A 16,660-nucleotide genomic window follows, 5' to 3' on the forward strand; every position below is an offset into this window, starting at 1 on the left:
GCGAATCAGAGATCGTCGCCGAATTCGTCGTCGATGCCGATCCAGTGTTCGTCGGCCAGCGTGACAGCACGAACGACCGCCACGCCGAGGCCGACCACGACCGCGATGCCCAGTGTCGGCAGCACCCAGCGGGCGCCCGACTTCTTTGGCTCGGCCGCATCGGCGACCTGCTCGGTCACCTCGTGCGTCGCCTGCTGAGCCTGCTTCGCCGCCCGCTTGGCCGCCTTCTTCGTCTGTTTCACTGATTCGACCGCAGCCTCTTTCACCTCTGCCGCAGTGTGCTCGGCGCCCTGCTTGAGATCGGCAGCACCTCGACGCACACTCTCAGCCACATCGGCGTTGACCGGAGCCTCTTTCAGCGCCTCGAGCACGGCCTTCGCCGTGCCGACGGCAGTGATCGCTGCGGGCACCACATCGCTGTAGAAGCGCTCCTTCGCGGCCTGCGTGGTCTGGCCGGCGACCTCGGCGCCCTTCTGCGCCAGCGGTTTGACGGTGTTGTTCGTGAAGTGCTCGAAGTCTCGGATCGCCTTCTCGAGGCGCGTCTTGAGCTGTTCGACGTTCTCAGTTGCCTTGTCTGCCATGGTGTGACCTCCTGTGCCCATTGTGCCATCTCAGGCAGAGGCCGTCAGGCTTCTGTGACAAACTCAACGCATCTTGCCAGCATCGTCGGTTGTGCGAGAATCGACGCATGACTCAGCACACGCATACTGCGACTCTGCACACGAACCACGGTGACATCGTCATCAACCTCTTCGGTTTCCAGGCACCGAAGACCGTCGAGAACTTCGTCGGTCTCGCCACCGGCGAGAAAGAGTGGAAGCACCCGGGCACCGGCGAGACCAAGACCACTCCCCTGTACCAGGATGTGATCTTCCACCGAGTGATCCCCGGCTTCATGATCCAAGGCGGCGACCCGATCGGCACCGGCACCGGCGGTCCGGGCTACGCCTTCGACGATGAGATTCACCCGGAGCTGCAGTTTACGAAGCCCTACCTGCTTGCGATGGCCAACGCCGGCCAGCGCGGCGGCCACGGCACCAACGGCTCACAGTTCTTCATCACCGTCGACGCGACCCCATGGCTGAACGGTCACCACACCATCTTCGGCGAGGTCGCTGACGACGACTCACGCAAGGTGGTCGACGAGATCGCCGCCGTCGCCACCCAGCCCGGCGACCGCCCGGTCGAAGACGTGGTCATCACCGGTGTCGACGTCGTCAAGGCCTGACGCATGCCGTCATTGACTCAGCGGGTGCGTCGGGCGTTCCAACGTCCTGGCGCACCCGTCGTCAGCTATGTGATCATCGCGCTGTGCGTGCTGGGCTATCTGCTGCAGCTCGTCGTGCCCGGCTTCACCTCGCTGATGCAGTTTCACAGTGCATATGTCGGCGCGTTCTTTCTCGCCGGCCCGGAGTCCGGGGTCTCCGGCCTGATCCCCTTCGAGCCCTGGCGCGCGATCACCTACGGCTTCGTGCACTCCACGTTCGGTGTGCTGCCGCTGCATCTGCTGCTGAACATGTACACGCTCTGGATCTTCGGCACGATTCTCGAGCCGATGCTCGGTCGCGGACGCTTCATCACGCTCTACGTCTTCGGCCTCGTGGGCGGCGCACTGGGCGTCTACCTGCTCTCGCCACAGACGGGTGTGATCGGCGCATCTGGGGCGCTCTTCGCGATGATGGGCGCGCTGCTGGTGATTCAGCGTCGACTGGGCGGTCAGACGACGCAGCTGCTCGTGCTGCTCGCGATCAACTTCTTCTACGGGTTCTTCGCCGGCGGGGTCAGCTGGCAGGCGCACCTCGGCGGTCTCGTCGTGGGGCTGCTCAGCGGGCTCATCCTGGCCGAGACGCGTCAGCCCAAAGACCGCACCCTGCGTATCGTCTACTTCGTCGTGCTCGGCGTGGTCATGGTGGTGCTGTTCGCGATCGCTCCGGGTATGCTCTGGCAGCGCTAGGCGGTGATGTGGTCGTTCACCGGCACTGCTGCCGAGGTTCAGCGCCAGCGTGTGGTCATCAAGAAGCCAACCATCAGAATGCCGAAGCCGACGAGGATGTTGCCCTGGCCGAGGGCCGGGATCGGCCACTGGGCGCTGAAGCTAATATAGAAAACGATGATCCAGAGCAGGCCGATCGCCATCAGGCCGAACATGACGAACTTGAACCACGGTGGGTTCGGTTTCGTGCTCTTCGACCGGTCGGCCGTCTCGGTCGCATCCTGCCGGTCGGAGTTCTTCTTCTTGTTGTTCGCCACGGAAGTACAGTGTAGCCCAAGGAGTGCAGACTTGTGAGTGAACCGATGTCGCGCCGAGAGCGCCGCCGCAGCGAGCAGCCGCGCCGCGTACGTCGCTCGGTGGGGTCGGTCATCGTGACGGTGATCGGCGAGCTGATGCTGACCGCGGGTGTGCTCGTGCTGCTCTTCATCGGCTGGAAGATGTGGGTCAACGACTCCAGCATCGACCGCTCTCAGGAAAGAGCCGCAGCCGGCATCTCTCAGGGCTGGCAGCAGGAGGCAACCCCAGGCACGGGCGGGCAGGCCACGGCAACGCCGGGCGACCCGAGCATCCACCCAGAGGGCAACGACATCTTCGGAGTGCTCTACATTCAGAGACTCGGCGACCAATGGCAGCGACCGATCGCTCGGGGAGTCGAGAAGAAGCCCGTGCTCGATCACATCGGCTTCGGCTGGTATCCCGATACGAATATGCCCGGCCAGGTCGGCAACTTCGCGGTCGCCGCACATCGTGGCGGTCAGGGCTCGAGCCTGCGCTACGTCGACAGCCTCACGGTCGGAGACAAAATGGTCGTCGAGACCAAAGACGGCTGGTACACCTACACCTATCGCAACACCGAGTACGTCATGGACGTCGACGTGAACGTGCTGAATCCGGTGCCGCAGAGCACCGTGCAGGCCACTGACCGGCTGTTGACGGTCACGAGCTGCAATCCGTATCCCTTCACGAACGGCGAGCGGATCATCTCGTACGGTGTGCTCGACAGCTTCCAGCCGCGCTCGGCGGGGGCACCCGCGTCACTGGACTATCTGCAGAAAGGCTGATCCATGTACGGACTGATCTGGAGAATTCTGCCGGGGCCTTGGCCGGTCAAACTGCTGCAGTCGCTGATTCTGGTCGGCGCGGTGCTCGCACTGCTCAACTGGGTCGTCTTTCCCTGGGTGAACACCCTGGTCGACACCGGCGAAGCGACGGTGGGCTGATGAGCGACATTCTGGTCGTCGACAACTACGACAGCTTCGTCTACACGATCAACGGCTACCTGCAGCAGCTGGGTGCGACGACGACGGTCGTGCGCAACGACGAGCTGCAGGCGAGCGATCTCGACGAGGCTCTGGGCCACGTCGCAGGGCTGCTGGTCTCGCCTGGACCCGGGACTCCGACTGACGCTGGAGTCAGCCCCGATGCCATTCGCTGGGCAGCTGCACATCGCCTGCCCATGCTGGGCGTCTGCCTGGGGCATCAGGCCCTGGCCGAGGTGTACGGAGCGACGGTGTCGAACGCCGAGCAGCTGATGCACGGCCGGCTCTCGACAGTCGTGCACGACGACGTGCCGTTCTTTGCGGGTGTTCCCGAGCGGTTTCAGGCCACGCGATATCACTCACTGGCGGTGGTGGATGCCACGGTGCCGTCCGAGCTGCAGGTGACGGCTCGTACTGATGACGGGGTGATTATGGCGCTCCAGCATCGTGAGCTGCCTCTGTGGGGTGTGCAGTACCACCCGGAGTCGGTGCTGACCGAGCACGGCTACCGTCAGTTCGGCAACTGGCTCGAACTGGCCGGTGTCAAGGGGGCCGCGGAACGCGCGTCCCACCTCAGCCCGCTGATCAACGAGGCGTGAGCCGCGGGGGCTGCCGCGAGACTCCCCAGCAGACCCCAGTCGTGCTCTGATATCAGGGTGAGCTGGATATCAGGGTGTGCTGTGCTCTGACTCGGCTGTGCTGCTTGCCGAGCTGACTACGGAGCCGGCGGCGCCGACGACTCAGGCGCCGGTGCCTCGCTCGACGGCGTCGGTGGTGGTGCGCACTTCGAGCTGTCAGCCATGTAGTAGTACAGGATGACCTCGGTCGAGGCGTTCGCCGCCAGCTCGGTACCCGGCTTCGGGTCAGAGAACTGCACCGTGTACGACGAAGCCTGGCAGCGGCGCACCGGCTGCGGCCGGGCGGAGAGCCCGAGATCGCGCAGCTGGCTGATCGCGTCATTGATCGGCTTGCCGACAAGATCGCCGGGGATGACGACACGGCCGGAAGAGATCTGCAGCCGCACTGAGGTTCCTGAGCGCACCTGGCTCTGCGCGGTGGGCTCAGAGGCGATGACCTGACCGGCGGGGACGTCGCCGTTGATCACCTGGGTGATCTGACCGACCTGCAGACCTGCATCGGTCAGCTTCTTGGTGGCCTCGTCCTGAGTGAGCTTCGAGACGTCGGGGATGGTGACCATGGGGGCACCGCTGGAGACCTTCACCTGGACGTCGCTGCCAGCCAGAGCCAGGGCTCCTGCCGGGGGATCGGTCTCGATGACGCGACCGGGCGAGACCGAGTCGTCGGTCTGATCGACCTTGACCGGGTTCAGCCCGCGGTCTTTCAGCTGCTGTTCGGCGGTCTGGTAGGTGGCTCCGGCAAGGTTCGGAACAGCGACCTGAGCGCCCTCGGGGCTGGCGATGCGCGGCTGCAGCAAGGCGAGCCAGAGAACGGCGATGACGCCGATGACGCCCACGCCGATCACGATGGCCCAAATGGTGCCGATGCCGCCTTTGCGCAGCTCGCGATCGATGAAGCGCGACGAGGGGTCGTCGTCTTCGGGGTCGAGATCGAGCGCGTCGTCGATGGGGGAGTCTTCGAGAATCAGAGTGCTCGCCGCATCGTAGCTCGGGCCGCGAGTAGGCACGCCCTGCGCCAAACGGTCGACGTCGGCTCGGAAGTCTTCGGCCGTCTGATACCGGCGCGTCGGGTCTTTCGCGAGAGCCGACAGAATGACACGGTCATCGTTCTCACCGAGGTCGTCGTTGAGGCTGCTCGGAGTCGGCGCGGTCGCGTTCACATGCTGATAGGCGATCGAGGCCGGGCTGTCGCCCTTGAACGGCACACGACCGACGAGCATCTCGTACAGGATGACGCCGACGCTGTAGAGGTCCGAACGGCCGTCGACACGGTCGCCACGCGCCTGCTCAGGGGCGAAGTAGAGCGCAGTGCCGACGACCGAACCGGTCTGGGCGACGGTGCCCTCGCTCTCGCTGAGCGCACGCGCCACGCCGAAGTCCATCACCTTTGCGTCGCCGCTCGAGGTGATCATGATGTTGCCGGGCTTGATGTCGCGGTGGATGATGTTGGCCCGGTGCGAGTACTCGAGCGCACGCAGCACTTGGTCGGTGATCTTCAGCGCCTCGGCGCGGTCGATCGTGCCCTTCGCGAGTTTCTCTTTGAGCGTCTGGCCCTCGACATATTCCATGACGAGGAACGGCACCTCTTGAGGGCGTGCATTCGGTCCAGTGGCGATCATGTCCTGCCCGGCATCGTACGTGCGCACGATGTACGGGCTGATCATGCGAGCTGCAGCGGTGGTCTCGTTGCGAAAGCGCTTCTGGAAGATCGGATCATCTGCCAGCTGAGGTCGAAGCAGTTTGATGGCCACGGTGCGACCAAGGCGGGTATCGGTGCCAAGGTAGACGTCACCCATACCACCGTGCCCGATGAGACGGCCGACTCTGTATCGGCCGCTCAACAACGGCTGTTCACTCATACACCCACCTGTAGACAGTAGATTCCGTCCGCCAGTCTAGCGGAACTTACACGGGAACCCGTGTAGTCGGCCTCAGACGTTGTCGAGAAAGCACCTGCCTCAGGGCTTTTACTGGGAACTCGGAGTCGGCTGCGGGTTCGTTGGGGTGGAGGTCGGCGTCGGTGTTGGGGCGGTGTACTGGCCCACCGTCACGCTGATACTCACACCGGGCTGGAAGGTACCGGCCTCATGGCTGAGCACTTTGCCGTCTTGCGCAGGTGAGTTCACTGGCTGTTCGACCTGATTGACCGAGAGCCCCTTGCTGTTCAGCTGGGCGCGCACAGCGGCGATGTCCTGCCCGACGAACTCGTCAGCCGCGATGCTCACCGTGCTCTGGGTGGGCGTGGGCGTGGGCGTCGGCGTCTGGGTGCGCGTCGGGGTCGGTGACGGCTTCTCTGAGGGTGTCTCTGAGGGCGTCTCGGTCACCGTCGGGGTCGGTGACGGCGTCTCGGGCTCGCTCTGATTGGCCAGCAGCGCCCAGACGCTGCCACCGGCGACGAGCAGGAGCAGCACGATCAGCGCGACCAGGGGCCACGTCCATTTGTTGCGCTTCTTCTTCGGCTTGCTTTTTTTCGCATCGTCGACCTGGGTCGCGCTGGCGTCGAGCAGTGGCTGCCCGTTCTGAGTGCCGATGATGGCGGTGGCCGGCTGGGCGGCATCCTGCGTGGTGCCGATCAGCGCGGTCTCGTCGAGCGCCGTGGTCTGCTGACCGGTCGGTGTGACCTGCGGCACCTCCATGGCGGCGGTGCGGATGTCGCCGACGCGCAACGCCTCGGCGGCCTTCGCCAGATGCGTGGCCGACTGCGGGCGGTCGGCCGGGTTCTTGGCGATGCAGCTCATCACGAGCTTGTTCACCGCCGCGGGCACGCTGGTGGGCAGCGGCGGGGGAGTCTCGTTGATCTGCGCCATCGCGATGGCCACCTGGCTCTCGCCGGTGAAGGGTCGACGACCGGCCAGGCACTCGTACGCCACGATGCCCAGTGAGTAGATGTCGGTGGCCGGTGACGCGGGGTGACCGCTGGCCTGCTCGGGCGAGAGATACTGCACCGTGCCCATGACCTGCCCGGTGGCGGTCAGCGGCACCTGGTCGGCGATGCGCGCGATGCCGAAATCGGTGATCTTGACGTGGTGGTCGGGCGTGATGAGCAGGTTGCCCGGTTTCACGTCGCGGTGCACGAGGCCCACCTTGTGCGCGGCGGCGAGAGCCTGTGCGGTCTGGGCCACGATGTCGAGCACCTGGTCGACCGGCAGCACGCGTTCGTGCTCGAGCACGTTCGACAGCGGTTCGCCGGGCACGAGCTCCATCACCAGATAGGCGCTGCCCTTCTCTTCGCCGTAGTCGTAGACGCTGGCGATACCCTCATGGTTCACGAGTGCGGCATGCCGGGCCTCGGCGCGAAAGCGCTCCAGGAACCCGGGATCGCCCATGTACTCGTCTTTCAGGATCTTGATGGCGACGTCGCGACCGATGACCTCGTCATAGGCCTTCCAGACCTCGCCCATTCCGCCGACCGCGATACGGCTCGTGAGCTTGTATCGTGCGCCGTACGTGAGGCCTTCTGTGGGTCTCATCTGTCTAACACCGCCTTCATGATCTTCTGCGCCATGGGAGCCGCCACTCGGTTCGAGCCCTCTGAGTCACCGTAAGAGCCGCCCTCTTCGACCACGACCGCGACTGCGACCTTGGGATCGTTCGCCGGCGCGAAGCCGGTGAACCAGAGATTGTACTGGCTCTCTTTGGTGGTCTCGGCGGTGCCCGTCTTTCCGGCGACCTCAACCCCGTCTATTCTTGCACCTGAAATCTCGCCCGATGAGACATTGTTCACCATCATCGAGGTCAGAGTCTGTGCGTTCTCTGCAGATATCGCCTGGTTGAGCTTCTGCGGAGAGAACTGCTGCGTGACCGACAGATCGCGGCCGCGCACGGCGTCGATCAGCCCGGGCTGCATGCGGGCGCCCTTGTTGCCGATCGTGGCCGAGATCGAGGCGACCTGCAGTGGAGTGACGCGCACGTCGTACTGGCCGAAGCTGGCCAGCTGCAGCTGTGCGGTGCTCATGCCGGTCGGGTAGCGGCTCGCGGTGACGTCGAGCGGAATCTGCTGATTCTCGCCGAAGCCGAAGTCTTTGGCCGTCGAGGCGACTTTGTCTTCGCCCAGCTGTGCACCGAGCTCGGCGAACGGGATGTTGCACGAGTACTGCAGCGCGGTCTTCAGCGTGGTCTCAGCGCCGCCGTTGCCGCAGGCACGCTTGGTGACGTTGAAAATCTGTGTGCTGGTGCCAGTGAGAGTGAGCGAACCGGGGTTGGGGAAGGTGCTCTCGGGCGTGTAGCCGTTCTCGAGTGCGGCCGCTGACATGATCAGCTTGAACGTCGACCCGGGAGGATACGTGTCACCGCCGATCGCGCGGTTCACCAGAGGCTTGTCCTCCGCCGCATTGAGCTGATCGAAGACCTGGTTGGCCTGAGCGGTGTCGTTGTCGGCGAGCTTGGCGGCGTCGAAGCCGGGCTTCGAGACCATCGCGAGGATGCGTCCGGTCGAGGGGTCCATGGCGACCGCTGCGCCCTTGCGATCGCCCAGGGCATCCCAGGCGGCCTTCTGCACGGCCGGGTCGATCGTCAGCACCACGTCGGAGCCCCGCGGCTCGGTGCCGTTGACGCGGTCGACGAGCTGGTCGATGGTCTGGCCGCGACTGGTGCCGGTGAGCGTCAGGTTCTCGGCGCCCTCGATGCCGGTCGGAGCCAGGCTGTGCGAGTACCAGCCCGTGACGGCCGAGTACATCTCGCCGCCGGGGTAGCTGCGGGTGAACCGGTATTGGTTGTCGACCGGGTCGGACTGCGCGATCACCTGGTTGCCGACCACGATGCTGCCGCGCTGCACTTTGAAGCCGTCGAGAATGGCGCGCGAGTTTCGCGGGTCGCTGTTGAGCTGCTCGCCGAAGATGCCCTGAATCAGGCTCGTCGACACGAAGAGCGAGATGAAGAGCAGGAAGACGACGATCGCGACCCGGCGCAGACGCGTGGTCATGAGTGAGCCTCCTTCTCGGCAGGCGAGCCGACGGCGGATGCCGGGGCAGCGTCCGTCGTGCTGCGCAGGGCCCCGAATCGGTCGGCCTGCGATCGAATCGAGTCGGTGATGCGCAGCAGCAGCGCCATGATGACCCAGTTCGCCAGCAGGCTCGAGCCACCGGCTGCGAGGAACGGCGTGGGCAGGCCGGTGAGCGGGATCACCCGCGTCACACCGCCCACGACGATGAACACCTGCAGGCAGAGCACGAACGACAACCCGGTGGCCAGTAGGCGGCCGAAGTCATCGCTCGCCGTGAAGCCGACGCGGAGCCCTCGGCCGACGAGCAGCAGGAACAGGCAGAGGATGGCGAAGATGCCGATCAGACCGACCTCTTCGCCGATGCTGGTGAAGATGTAGTCGGAGCGGGCAAGTGGGGTCAGCTGCGGGTAGCCACGCCCCCAGCCGGTGCCGAACATGCCGCCGTGCGCCTGACCGAAGAGCCCCTGCACGAGCTGGTAGCTGCCGCCGTACTGCTGGTTGTAGAGCGTGTCGTCGAGCGGGTCGAGCCAGGCGTGGACGCGACCCTGCACGAGCGGGATGAAGCGGTAGGCGGCGAGGCCGCCGGCGACGAACATGAGCAGCCCGATGACCACCCAGCTGGCCAGCCCGGTGGCGACGTAGAGCATCACCAAGAAGAGACCGAAGTAGAGCAGCGAGGTGCCGAGGTCTTTCTGCACCACCAGCACGGTCATCGCCATCGCCCAGACGACGAGGATCGGCCCGGAGTCTTTGGGGCGCGGGAAGGTCATGCCGGCGAAGCGGCGACCGGCGGCGGTGATGCTCTCGCCGCGTGCGACCAGGTATCCGGCGAAGAAGACCGCGAGCGTGATCTTCGCGTATTCGCTGGGCTGGAAGGTGACCGGTCCCAGCTTGACCCAGAGCTCGGCATTGGTGCCCAGCGATGTGCCGATGCCCGGAATCATGGGCAGCACCAGCAGCACGATGCTCGCCAGCATGAACACGTAGGTGTATCGCTGCAGCACGCGGTGGTTGCGCAGAAAGTACAGCACGACCGCGGCGATGACGACGGCTGCCGTCGCCCAGAGCGCCTGTCGCATCGCGGGAGTCGAACCGGTCGACCCCTGGGCGATGTCGATGCGGTAGATCGCGACGATGCCGATCGAGTTCAGCGTCGCGGCGATGGGCAGGATGATCGGGTCGGCCTTCGACGCCCGCATGCGCAGCACGATGTGCAGGGCGAGCACGGCGGCCCAGAAGACGGCGCCGATGACGAACGGGGGAATGTCGAGTGCGCCGAGTGCGCCGAGCTGCACCGCCGCCAGACCGAGCGCCGAGACGATGGCGCCGAGAACGAGCAGCACCAGCTCGATGCCGCGCAGATTCCGGTCGACCAGACGCAGATTGTGCTGGCGGCTCACTGGGTGGCCCCGTTCGTCGTGGCGCGCGGCGACGCGCTGCCGCGCTGGGCGTCAGAGGTGCCGTCAGGATGCGCGGTCAGGGGTGTCTCGTCGGGCTCGGCGACCGAGACCGGTCCGGTGCCGTCGTCTGGCTGCGGGCTCGGCGTCGACTGCGGCTGCTCGGTGCTGTCGCGCCGGCGGTGCTCGCTGTTCAGCTCGCCGAGGCGGCTGGCGGCCGCGTCGAGCGAGGGGAAGGCCACCGTCTCGCGCACCTGCTGCTGCGTGAGCTCGTCGAGGTCGGACATCGGAATCTGCGGCAGCCGCGAGTCGTCGACGGTGTGACTGAGCTTGAACGGGCCGACCTGCTGGTTCACACCCTGGTAGATGACGGCGTATCCGGCGTCTTCGCCGATGTAGTACTGCGTCTGCGTCCAGCGCCAGCCGAGCCAGGCGCCGAGGGTGATGCCGCCGATGATCAGCACGCTCAGCACGCTGACCACGACCCGGCGCAGGACGGTGCGGCGTCTGGTCTCGGCGATCAGCTCGTCGAGGTATTCGTCGGCCTGCGACTCGAACTGAGTGGGCTCGAGTCGTCGCGGCTTGAGATGGCTTGCCGCCTCACGCAGGGCATGCAGGCTCTGTGCCTTCTGTGTGCGGATGCGTTCGAGGTGGTCGAAGCGCACCTCGCGTGCCGCCGCGCCCACGATGACCGGATGCCCTGGGGTGCCGTGCGGAGTGGCGTCGGGGTCGGCATCGGGCTCGACCAGCACCACGGTGCAGTTGTCGGGCGCACCATTGCGCAGCGCGAGCTCGAGCAGATGCGCGCAGGTCATATCGGCGCTGTCGCCTCGTGCCAGAGTCTTGGCGATCGCCTCGTCGCCCACCGGCCCGCTCAGACCGTCGGAGCAGATCAGCAGTCGGTCGCCGGGGTTGATCTGCTCGGTGAAGACGTCGATGTCGGGGTTGGCCTCGATGTCGCCGAGCACGCGCATGATGACCGACCGTCGGGGGTGCACCAGCGCCTCTTCTGGAGTGATGCGACCGGCGTCGACCAGACGCTGCACGAAGGTGTGGTCTTTGGTCAGCTGGGTGAGCTCGCCGTCGCGCCAGCGATAGATGCGCGAGTCGCCGATGTGCGCGATGACCGCGGAGTCGCCGACAGCGAGAAAGCCTGAGAACGTGGTGCCCATGCCGGTGAGCTCCGGGTAGTCGGCCACAGTCTCGGAGAGCGTCGCGTTCGCCCGCCGCAGCGCCAGCTCGATCGCCTGCGCGGCCTCGTCGACGGTGTCGAAGCGCCGGTCGAGGTCGACCAGCGACTGTACGGTGAGCGCCGAGGCGATGTCGCCTCCGGCGTGTCCGCCCATGCCGTCGGCGACGGCGAACAGGTACTGACCGGCGATGGCCGAATCCTGGTTGTTGCGCCGCACCTTGCCGGTGTGGCTCAGCGCAGTTGCTCTCAGCACGGTCATGAGATCAGCCTCGCAGCTCCATGACGGTGGTGCCGATGGTGATGGGCACGCCGATGCCGACCGGCGTCGGTCGCGAGATGCGCTGACCGCCGACCATCGTGCCGTTCGTCGAGCCGAGGTCTTCGACCATCCAGGTGTCGCCGCGTTTCGACAGACGGGCATGGTGCGTCGAGGTGTAGTCGTCACGCAGCACGACGCTCGAGTCGACGCTGCGGCCGAAGGTCAGGGCGTCCTGGCTGAGCGTGAGCTGGCGACCGCGCACCGGACCTGCGGTGAACACGAGGTGGGCGGGCGTGCCCGTCGACGAGGCGGCGGATGCCGCGCGGCGTCCCGAGGCCGCAGGTGCGTGAGGGGCAGCGGCAGGGGAGGCCGCCGGAGCCGAGCCGGCGCTCGCGGCTGCACCGCGCATCCGCTTGACCTTCGGGCCGAACAGATCGGAGCGCACGGCCCAGATGACCGAGAAGACGAAAAGCCAGAGCAGCACCAGGAACACGGCGCTGATCAGCAGGTAGAGCAGCTCGCCGCTCATCAGCCCACCGCCTTCGGTGCACGACGGTACGAGATCGGCGTCGAACCGACCACGAAGTCGAGGGGGCCGGCGAGCTCCAGGGTCGTGATGCGCTGGCCGTCGACCTTGGTGCCGTTGGTCGAGCCGAGGTCGCGCAGCACGACGGTGGTGCCGTCCCAGGTCACACTGGCGTGCTGCTTCGAGACCGCCGAGTCGTTGACGGTGACGTCGCACTCATGGCTGCGCCCGATGGTCGTGACCCCATGGCGCAACGGGTAGGACTGCCCCTGCACCTCGAGCACCGGTACGAGGGTGACGTCGCCGACGGTGGTCGAGCTGGTCACGTCGAGCATGCCGACGCTCTGACTCTCGTCAGGCACGATGGCAACGGTGAGCGGGCCGGGAAACTGGTACCCCTGCTGATGTGCGTAGGTGTGCAGGTCGGCGACGAACTGGTTCGCCAGCGAAGAGCCCTGCGCCTTGAGACGGTCGAAGTCGGCCTGGCTGATGCGCACGCGCAGGGCGTTCGGCACCAGAATCGTGTCACGCGAGAGGATGCGCGTGTTCGAGTCGAGCTCTCCCTTCAGCGCAGAGAAGATCTCGAGCGGCTGCAGGCGGGAGCGAAACGTCTTGGCGAAGGCGCCGTTGACAGCACGCTCCAAGCCGCGTTCCACATTATCGAGTAGTCCCACTCGTCTCCTCACACCGATCTGTCGCAGCCATGGTACCCGGTTCAGCTGTGAGACGAGGAGTCGAGTTGCCGTGGAGCATCGTTTTCATGCTAATCTGTTCCAGTGCAATCGCGCAGTTCGGCCCAGTCGAGGTGCGCAATGCCCGAGTGGCGGAATTGGTAGACGCGCTAGCTTCAGGTGCTAGTGATCGCAAGGTCGTGGGGGTTCAAGTCCCCCCTCGGGCACACAGGCTCATCTCAGCGAGATGAGAGAAACCCCCGGAACCTCAACGGTTTCGGGGGTTTCTTCGTCTCTTCGTCTCTGGGCCTCTGGTGCAACCGTGTCGAGTCTGACCCAGACTCTGTCAGGCCGACTGCAGCACAGGCGCGGCTGATCGGGTGAGCCGCTCGCCGCTCGTCGGCTCGAAGAGATGCAGTCGGCGTTCATCGAAACCGATCGGCACGATGTCGTCGACGGCCGGGTGGCTGCGGCCGTCAACGCGCACGACCAGACGAATCTGTTCGGCGGAGTGCGGAGATCCCGCATGGGCGGCACCGAGCACTCCGGGTCGCGCTGTGCTGGTCGCGGGTCGAGCCTCGGCCACCCAGCTGAGTGGGGAATCGCTGCTGCGCAGCAGGTCGCCGTACAGAAAGGCCTCGGCACCCAGCACCTCGACCGAACGCACCAGCAGGCGGGCCTGAGCCTGATCGGCCGGCACGAGCCGGACATCCTCAGGGCGGATGCCGACCAGGGTCGGGCGGCTGTCGCGAACCGGCGCCTCGAAGAGACTCATCGAAGGCGAGCCGATGAAGCCGGCGACGAACGCGTTCGCCGGAGTGTCATAGAGGGCCACCGGGGTGCTCAGCTGCTGCAGGGTGCCGTCGCGCAGCACGGCGACGCGATCGCCCATGGTCATGGCCTCGGTCTGATCGTGCGTGACATAGACCGTGGTGACGCCCAGCTCGCGGGTCAGCGCGGAGATCTCGGCCCGAGTCTGCACGCGCAGACGTGCGTCGAGGTTCGAGAGCGGCTCGTCCATGAGAAAGACTTTTGGCTCGCGGACGATCGCACGCCCCATGGCCACACGCTGACGCTGCCCGCCAGAGAGCGCTTTGGGCTTGCGCTCGAGCATCTCGGTCAGGTCGAGCATCTCGGCCGCGCGGCGAACCTTGGCCTCACGGTCGACACGGTTGACCTTCGCGAGCTTGAGCGCGAAGCCCATGTTCTCGGCGACCGTCATGTGCGGGTAGAGCGCATAGTTCTGAAAGACCATCGCGATGTCACGGTCTTTGGGATCGACATCGGTGACGTCGCGCCCGTCGATGCAGACGCGCCCCTCGGTCACCTGTTCGAGCCCGGCGAGCATGCGCAGCGTCGTCGACTTGCCGCACCCTGACGGGCCGACGAGCACGAGAAACTCGCCATCGGGAATGCTCAGCTGCAGATCGTTCACCGACGGGGCATCTGCACCTGGGTAGACACAGCTGACATGGTCGAACAGCACGGATGACATCGGGCTCCAATCGCGGCGGACGGGTGCGCATCAAGACGAAGGCGCACGCTGAGCACGAAGATAGTGGCCGCATTCAAGCAGCCGATGAACCGGTGATGAACCTTCGTTAATGCTCGGTGAACGAGAGTGAACTCTGTCTGACCGACTGCTGAAAGTGGGCTGAGGCGCGAGTCCGGCTTCCTAAGCTGACTCGGTGTCGGCGCTCTGCACGAGGTGAGAGCGCCTCGAACTCCAGGAGCCTTCATTGAGTGTGACCTCTGTCTCAGAGCGCGTCGCCGGCAAGTCGTCTGATCGACCGGTCAGTGTTCAGCGCTCGGTGAGCCCGCGTGGGCGCCGTCGGTACAAGTGGAGGGACATCGGGTTCTTTCTGCTGCTGGCCGGGCCGAACGTGGCTCTGCTGGCACTCTTCGTCTACCGTCCCCTGCTGCAGAGCTTCAGTTACTCGTTGCTGCAGTGGAATGTCGGATCGGAGGTCGCGCAGTTCGTCGGGCTGCAGAACTACGTCAACTGGTTCACCGCACCTTCGACCGGACAGATCATGCTGAACACGACGGTCTTCACTCTCGTGACCGTCGTCGGCGGCATGGTGCTGGGACTCGGCCTTGCACTCGTTCTCAACCGCAAACTTCGCGGGCACACCATCGTGCGAACCGTCAGCTTCGCTCCGTACGTGTTGAGCGGCGTGGCCGTCGGCCTGCTGTGGCTCTTCATCTTCGACCCCCGGTACGGGGTGCTGGCCTCGGTGCTGGGCGCCATCGGGATGCCGTCGCCAGACTGGTACAACTCGTCGCCATGGCCCCTGGTCATGCTGATGACCGTCTACATCTGGAAGAACGTCGGCTATGTCGCTCTGATCTATCTCGCGGGACTCCAGGCGATTCCGCACGAGGTCTTCGAAGCTGCCGCTCTCGACGGCGCCACTCGGAGGCAGACGACGCGGCGTGTGGTGATCCCCCTGCTCGGCTCGACGACGTTCTTCTTGAGCATCACCACGCTGCTCAGCTCGCTGCAGTCGTTCGATCTGATCCAGGCGATGACACGCGGTGGGCCGGTCGGCTCGACCACGACCCTCATGTACCAGATCTACCAAGAGGGATTCGTGAACGGTCGGGCCGGATTCGCCTCTGCCGTCGCAACCGTCCTCTTCTTCATTCTGCTCGTGATCACGATCATCCAGCTTGTGGTCATGGAGCGAAAGGTGAACTTCTGATGAGCACTCCCACGATCACCGAGCCACGTTCGGGCGCCGAGCTTCTCGACGCCGAAGCGGTGCAGACCAGCATGATGCGTGCCTCCGAGTCGCGTGCCGCTGAATCGCGTGGCGGCAGGCCGCGCGGCGGGCTTCTGGGCCATCTCGATCTTGGCTCGTACCTCGTCATGATCGTCGCCGCAGCCGTCATGGTCTTTCCGCTGATCTGGATGGTGGTCTCGAGCTTCAAAGAGCAGAACGAGATCTTCACGATTCCGCTGCAGTGGCTGCCCAGCAGCCTGCAGTTCGGCAACTACGCCGAGGTCGCCGACACCCTGCCGATCGGGCGACTCTTCGCGAACAGCGTGCTGGTGACGATTCTCGGATCGGGTCTCAAGGTGCTCTTGGGCCTGACCACCGCGTACGCACTGGTGTTCATCCGGTTTCCGTTCAAGCGCACGATCTTCGTGATCGTGCTCGCCGCACTGATGGTTCCGCAGCAGATCACGATCATCCCGAACTACACCTTGGTGGCCTCGTTGGGGTGGGTCAACACCTACCAGGGCATCGTCGTGCCCGGCCTGGCCAGCGCGTTTGGCACCTTTCTCTTCAGGCAGCACTTCATGACGCTGCCCAAGTCGGTGCTCGAGTCGGCTGAGGTCGACGGTGCCGGCCACTGGCGTCGACTCTGGGGCTTCGTCGTGCCGATGTCTGCTCCGACGATCGTCGCAGTGACCCTGGTGTCGATCGTCACCGAGTGGAACGAGTACCTCTGGCCGCTGCTGATCATCGACAAGCCCGACATGATGACCCTTCCGGTCGGGCTCACCCTGCTGCAGAACGTCGACGGATCGAACAACTGGGGTGTGATCCTCGCCGCCACGGTGATCGTCACACTGCCGGTGCTGGCGGTCTTCCTGGCCATGCAGAAGCGCCTGGTCGCAGGGCTGACTGCCGGCGCGGTCAAAGGATGACCGCGGCGCTCGATGTCCACAGACGACCACGCGCGTCGAACGCCGGCCATCGCCGCTGACCCTCTCACTACCGATCTTCATCGACCCGCCAACACTGGCATCCATGTGACCCCCGCAACACCTCT

General features: G+C 65.4%; 17 protein-coding genes and 1 tRNA gene. 8 read left to right on the forward strand and 10 right to left on the reverse strand.

Features of this window, described 5'->3' with window-relative positions:
* Positions 1-5: 5 nt before the first annotated feature.
* A complete protein-coding gene (locus tag F8O09_RS07270; protein ID WP_158054612.1) occupies positions 6-581 on the reverse strand; it encodes a hypothetical protein in 576 nt (191 codons plus the stop codon).
* 107 nt (positions 582-688) lie between these two features.
* Here F8O09_RS07270 and F8O09_RS07275 point away from each other — a divergent pair, with 107 nt between their 5' ends.
* Together F8O09_RS07275 and F8O09_RS07280 are read left to right on the forward strand one after the other, a co-directional pair.
* Positions 689-1,228: a peptidylprolyl isomerase gene (locus F8O09_RS07275; RefSeq protein ID WP_158054614.1), complete on the forward strand. Its 540-nt coding sequence runs from the start codon at positions 689-691 to the stop codon at positions 1,226-1,228.
* A 3-nt stretch (positions 1,229-1,231) separates the two neighbouring features.
* On the forward strand, positions 1,232-1,954 hold the full coding sequence (locus F8O09_RS07280; protein WP_158054616.1) for a rhomboid family intramembrane serine protease: 723 nt from the start codon (positions 1,232-1,234) through the stop codon (positions 1,952-1,954).
* Positions 1,955-1,992: 38 nt separating this feature from the next.
* On the opposite strand, the gene F8O09_RS07285 is transcribed toward F8O09_RS07280, so the two are convergent.
* Positions 1,993-2,250: a cell division protein CrgA gene (locus F8O09_RS07285; RefSeq protein WP_158030409.1), complete on the reverse strand. Its 258-nt coding sequence runs from the start codon at positions 2,248-2,250 to the stop codon at positions 1,993-1,995.
* Positions 2,251-2,283: 33 nt separating this feature from the next.
* Here F8O09_RS07285 and F8O09_RS07290 point away from each other — a divergent pair, with 33 nt between their 5' ends.
* From F8O09_RS07290 to F8O09_RS07295, 3 genes are read left to right on the forward strand one after another with little or no spacing between them, the layout of a single operon-like run.
* Positions 2,284-3,054, forward strand: a complete 771-nt coding sequence (locus tag F8O09_RS07290; RefSeq protein WP_158030408.1) for a class E sortase — start codon at positions 2,284-2,286, stop codon at positions 3,052-3,054.
* A gap of 3 nt (positions 3,055-3,057) precedes the next feature.
* On the forward strand, positions 3,058-3,213 hold the full coding sequence (locus F8O09_RS10430; RefSeq protein ID WP_192496582.1) for a hypothetical protein: 156 nt from the start codon (positions 3,058-3,060) through the stop codon (positions 3,211-3,213).
* Entirely contained in the window at positions 3,213-3,851 is a 639-nt protein-coding gene (locus F8O09_RS07295; RefSeq protein WP_158054618.1) for an anthranilate synthase component II, read from the forward strand. The genes F8O09_RS10430 and F8O09_RS07295 overlap by 1 nt, the downstream gene beginning before the upstream one ends.
* Positions 3,852-3,967: 116 nt before the next feature.
* Here the strand turns inward: F8O09_RS07295 and pknB are convergent, their stop codons facing one another.
* The 7 genes from pknB to F8O09_RS07330 all read right to left on the reverse strand — a co-directional run bounded on the left by pknB (position 3,968) and on the right by F8O09_RS07330 (position 12,880).
* A complete protein-coding gene (pknB, locus tag F8O09_RS07300) occupies positions 3,968-5,749 on the reverse strand; it encodes a Stk1 family PASTA domain-containing Ser/Thr kinase (protein ID WP_158054620.1) in 1,782 nt (593 codons plus the stop codon).
* Positions 5,750-5,857: 108 nt separating this feature from the next.
* Entirely contained in the window at positions 5,858-7,360 is a 1,503-nt protein-coding gene (locus F8O09_RS07305) for a serine/threonine-protein kinase (protein ID WP_158054622.1), read from the reverse strand.
* Positions 7,357-8,811 carry a peptidoglycan D,D-transpeptidase FtsI family protein gene (locus F8O09_RS07310; protein WP_158054624.1) on the reverse strand — a complete coding sequence of 485 codons (1,455 nt, stop codon included), beginning with the start codon at positions 8,809-8,811 and terminating at the stop codon, positions 7,357-7,359. Before F8O09_RS07310 ends, F8O09_RS07305 begins: the two co-directional genes overlap by 4 nt.
* Positions 8,808-10,232 carry an FtsW/RodA/SpoVE family cell cycle protein gene (locus F8O09_RS07315; protein ID WP_158054626.1) on the reverse strand — a complete coding sequence of 475 codons (1,425 nt, stop codon included), beginning with the start codon at positions 10,230-10,232 and terminating at the stop codon, positions 8,808-8,810. Before F8O09_RS07315 ends, F8O09_RS07310 begins: the two co-directional genes overlap by 4 nt.
* Positions 10,229-11,680 (reverse strand): PP2C family protein-serine/threonine phosphatase, encoded by a 1,452-nt coding sequence (locus tag F8O09_RS07320; RefSeq protein WP_158054627.1) that lies wholly within the window; start codon positions 11,678-11,680, stop codon positions 10,229-10,231. Before F8O09_RS07320 ends, F8O09_RS07315 begins: the two co-directional genes overlap by 4 nt.
* A 4-nt stretch (positions 11,681-11,684) precedes the next feature.
* Entirely contained in the window at positions 11,685-12,209 is a 525-nt protein-coding gene (locus F8O09_RS07325) for an FHA domain-containing protein (RefSeq protein ID WP_158054629.1), read from the reverse strand.
* Complete coding sequence (locus F8O09_RS07330; protein WP_158030400.1) at positions 12,209-12,880, reverse strand: FhaA domain-containing protein; 672 nt, start codon at positions 12,878-12,880, stop codon at positions 12,209-12,211. Before F8O09_RS07330 ends, F8O09_RS07325 begins: the two co-directional genes overlap by 1 nt.
* Before the next feature lie 140 nt (positions 12,881-13,020).
* Between F8O09_RS07330 and F8O09_RS07335 the strand changes: the two genes are divergently transcribed.
* Positions 13,021-13,104, forward strand: a tRNA-Leu gene (locus tag F8O09_RS07335).
* A gap of 119 nt (positions 13,105-13,223) precedes the next feature.
* Here the strand turns inward: F8O09_RS07335 and F8O09_RS07340 are convergent.
* Positions 13,224-14,372, reverse strand: coding sequence for an ABC transporter ATP-binding protein (locus F8O09_RS07340; RefSeq protein WP_158054631.1), 1,149 nt, complete (start codon positions 14,370-14,372; stop codon positions 13,224-13,226).
* A 250-nt stretch (positions 14,373-14,622) separates the two neighbouring features.
* On the opposite strand from F8O09_RS07340, the gene F8O09_RS07345 reads away from it, so the two are divergent.
* Positions 14,623-15,582 (forward strand): carbohydrate ABC transporter permease, encoded by a 960-nt coding sequence (locus tag F8O09_RS07345; protein ID WP_192497637.1) that lies wholly within the window; start codon positions 14,623-14,625, stop codon positions 15,580-15,582.
* A complete protein-coding gene (locus F8O09_RS07350) occupies positions 15,582-16,535 on the forward strand; it encodes a carbohydrate ABC transporter permease (RefSeq protein WP_412973583.1) in 954 nt (317 codons plus the stop codon). Before F8O09_RS07345 ends, F8O09_RS07350 begins: the two co-directional genes overlap by 1 nt.
* The last annotated feature ends 125 nt before the right edge of the window (positions 16,536-16,660 follow it).

Origin of the sequence: Pseudoclavibacter sp. CFCC 11306, from assembly GCF_008831235.1 — a bacterium.
Lineage (GTDB): Bacteria > Actinomycetota > Actinomycetes > Actinomycetales > Microbacteriaceae > Pseudoclavibacter_A.

What these genes read in the sequence shown, in the direction of transcription:
- F8O09_RS07320 (WP_158054627.1), bottom strand. Translation starts at nt 11,680, where the DNA reads ATGACCGTGCTGAGAGCAACTGCGCTGAGCCACACCGGCAAGGTGCGG.
- F8O09_RS07340 (WP_158054631.1), bottom strand. Translation starts at nt 14,372, where the DNA reads ATGTCATCCGTGCTGTTCGACCATGTCAGCTGTGTCTACCCAGGTGCA.
- pknB (WP_158054620.1), bottom strand. Translation starts at nt 5,749, where the DNA reads ATGAGTGAACAGCCGTTGTTGAGCGGCCGATACAGAGTCGGCCGTCTC.
- F8O09_RS07350 (WP_412973583.1), top strand. Translation starts at nt 15,582, where the DNA reads ATGAGCACTCCCACGATCACCGAGCCACGTTCGGGCGCCGAGCTTCTC.
- F8O09_RS07270 (WP_158054612.1), bottom strand. Translation starts at nt 581, where the DNA reads ATGGCAGACAAGGCAACTGAGAACGTCGAACAGCTCAAGACGCGCCTC.
- F8O09_RS07310 (WP_158054624.1), bottom strand. Translation starts at nt 8,811, where the DNA reads ATGACCACGCGTCTGCGCCGGGTCGCGATCGTCGTCTTCCTGCTCTTC.
- F8O09_RS07325 (WP_158054629.1), bottom strand. Translation starts at nt 12,209, where the DNA reads ATGAGCGGCGAGCTGCTCTACCTGCTGATCAGCGCCGTGTTCCTGGTG.
- F8O09_RS10430 (WP_192496582.1), top strand. Translation starts at nt 3,058, where the DNA reads ATGTACGGACTGATCTGGAGAATTCTGCCGGGGCCTTGGCCGGTCAAA.
- F8O09_RS07295 (WP_158054618.1), top strand. Translation starts at nt 3,213, where the DNA reads ATGAGCGACATTCTGGTCGTCGACAACTACGACAGCTTCGTCTACACG.
- F8O09_RS07280 (WP_158054616.1), top strand. Translation starts at nt 1,232, where the DNA reads ATGCCGTCATTGACTCAGCGGGTGCGTCGGGCGTTCCAACGTCCTGGC.
- F8O09_RS07305 (WP_158054622.1), bottom strand. Translation starts at nt 7,360, where the DNA reads ATGAGACCCACAGAAGGCCTCACGTACGGCGCACGATACAAGCTCACG.
- F8O09_RS07275 (WP_158054614.1), top strand. Translation starts at nt 689, where the DNA reads ATGACTCAGCACACGCATACTGCGACTCTGCACACGAACCACGGTGAC.